The sequence below is a fragment of the Hymenobacter nivis genome (genome assembly GCF_006439025.1).
Taxonomy (GTDB): domain Bacteria; phylum Bacteroidota; class Bacteroidia; order Cytophagales; family Hymenobacteraceae; genus Hymenobacter; species Hymenobacter nivis_A.
In genome coordinates this window covers 1-2,386 of record NZ_RCYZ01000020.1, presented here as the reverse complement: position 1 = coordinate 2,386, position 2,386 = coordinate 1, and the positions used below count along the sequence as shown (strand labels likewise).

Here is a 2,386-nt window from a genome sequence, read left to right as displayed (position 1 = left end):
AGTTACCTGTGGGGGTGTCGGTCGTGTGGGAACACCTTGTCAACCCGGCAGAACACACGATAAGGGCAAGCGCAAGGAACGGAGAATTATGCATTGCACACAACTTGATGGGTTCGCTAACTACCCGAAGTAAACGCAGCAAGGGCAGAGTATTGCCCCGTCCCAATAATACAAAACGCTCCTTCAGCTGAACGGCGCGCGTTTAGCTTCGGACTGTTAAAGTGACCGTCCGCTAGACTGGTTTGCCTTGTATTTTTGGGACGATGGACCACCGTGCGTTTTTTGCCCACTACTTACCGGCTTTAGAGGAAGCGGTGCGGCATGACCACGAGTGGGAAGTCTTTTTGGTGAAAGGACCAGACTTTTTTTACGTCGGTGATGAACAGCTGTGCCAAGCCCTGGAGACAGTCATCGAAGCCCACTGCGACAAAATCCCACTCTTTGACCGGGTCGGGCTGTACTTCGATTGCTTATCCCATGGCTTTGATGCCATCGACGGCGTCAGGACCAAGGACTACAAAGCGATGATACGGCAGGAAGCAGCGGCCTTGAAGCAAAAGTTTGAGGTAGAGTAGGGGAATCCCTCGTTTTGATAAACTATTCCTTTTGACACAATAGGCCTACCCGCTGCATTGGCTGGAATCGCCCTTTTTAAGTAGTTTTTTGGGCTACCCCTTTTGAGGAAAGGCTCAGCGCGTAAACTGCCTTTTGAAAAGCAGAGCCCCTGCTGATAAAGTAGCCCGTACGCCGCCGCCGTTGAATTGTGCGCCGCAGCCCCTCCGCATCAAACGCGGACCTGGCGGAAAGTACTGCGGTGACCGCTTCCCGGCACGGGGGCAGGAAGTAGCTTTCGGCCCAGGCCCGGGCGTGCTGGCTTCCGGAGGACAACCAGCAAACGAGGCGGCAGGCCTCCAACCCGACGCGCCCGCCCATGCTGAAACCCTTGGCCCAATCCGCCCAGTTTAAGCCCGTATTCCACTAGACAACGCAATTGCTTGCCTATACTTTTACAAAGTCGGGCTGGCCCCGAACCGTGGCAAGCTTGTTGACATTTTCTATGAAAACGCCCGCTTTTGTTTTTGTGTTCGGTTGGCTGGCGTTGTCCGCTCAGGCGCAAACCWGGTTCAGCATCGGCCCCCACGTGGGCGTGAACGTGGCCACCGCCAAACTTGGCAAGATTCAGGGCACGTACTATGACGTCACGCCCGTGGCCCTCTCGCGCTGGGAAGCGGGCGTGGTCACCACCGCGGGCCGCCGTCACTGGGCGGTGGAGACCAGCGTGCTCTACGCCCAGAAAGGCGTCCTCCTGCTCGCCGTCTTGCAGGAGCCGGACCTGAACCCCAGCAGTGCCCTGAGTGTCCAAGAGACCCACGCGCTCAACTACCTGACCCTGCCCATAAATGCCGTGTACGCCCAGAAAAGCAACGGCCAAGGCGCCCAGGTGTTCGGGGGGGGGTACCTGGGCTTTCTGCTTGGGGGGCGTTGCACCGTGCAGGACACCCAAGCCCGGCCTGGCGTGCCCCTGTACAACACCGAGCTCCCGGTCCGGGCGGGAAGTACGTTCCAAAACGACGGGCGCTTTTATGCCCGGCGCGTCGACGCCGGTGTGCAGGCCGGGCTGGGGTACCGCGCCGGCGGCCTGCTGGTCCAAGCCGCCTACAGCGTGGGGTTGACCGACACCGGGGCGGCCTACCCACAGCTCACCCCCGCAACCAGCCCCCACTACCACAACCGGGTCTGGCACCTTTCCTTGGCCTACTTGGTCGACCCCAAGCCACTGCGTGGCCGCAAGCACGGATTGCCGCCGCGCGGGTAGGTCCCGGTTTACAGCGTCTGGTCTACCTCGTCAAAGGTGCTGGTGGTGCTGGCAGCGGCTAAGAAACGGCCGCGCGGCGTGGCTTTAACGCTGGGTTTCGCTTCCCTAGGTGGGGTATATTGGCGGGGGACCAAGTTCAGGCTCGAAGTTCACGAAACTCATCTCAACGCGGGGTTTTCTGTACTTAGCTAATTGAACCAGTTAAATGAACTCCACCGGAGCTGTAGTAGAGATTGTTAGGCTCGCCAGCACCCACAAATAGCGGTTCAAATAAAGGAGCGTTTTGTATTATTGGGACGGGGCAATACTCTGCCCTTGCTGCGTTTACTTCGGGTAGTTAGCGAACCCATCAAGTTGTGTGCAATGCATAATTCTCCGTTCCTTGCGCTTGCCCTTATCGTGTGTTCTGCCGGGTTGACAAGGTGTTCCCACACGACCGACACCCCCACAGGTAACTTTGGACAGCCCCCGCAACTGCATCTAAAACAGCCGCTAAATGCGCCGTCCAGCCAAGTCTTGTTGCACCAATTTGCGGCCGCTCATGCCCGCGCGGACAGCTTGGTGCGGCTG

General features: G+C 58.4%; 2 protein-coding genes. Both read left to right on the top strand.

Going from position 1 to position 2,386, the window contains the following annotated elements; translation table 11 throughout:
* Window positions 1–263 precede the first annotated feature (263 nt).
* Window positions 264–575 carry a hypothetical protein gene (locus EAH73_RS22885; RefSeq protein WP_140469763.1) on the top strand — a complete coding sequence of 104 codons (312 nt, stop codon included), beginning with the start codon at window positions 264–266 and terminating at the stop codon, window positions 573–575.
* 482 nt (window positions 576–1,057) lie between these two features.
* Window positions 1,058–1,816, top strand: a complete 759-nt coding sequence (locus EAH73_RS22880; RefSeq protein ID WP_140469762.1) for an outer membrane beta-barrel protein — start codon at window positions 1,058–1,060, stop codon at window positions 1,814–1,816.
* Window positions 1,817–2,386 lie beyond the last annotated feature (570 nt).

What these genes read in the sequence shown, in the direction of transcription:
- EAH73_RS22885 (WP_140469763.1), top strand. Translation starts at nt 264, where the DNA reads ATGGACCACCGTGCGTTTTTTGCCCACTACTTACCGGCTTTAGAGGAA.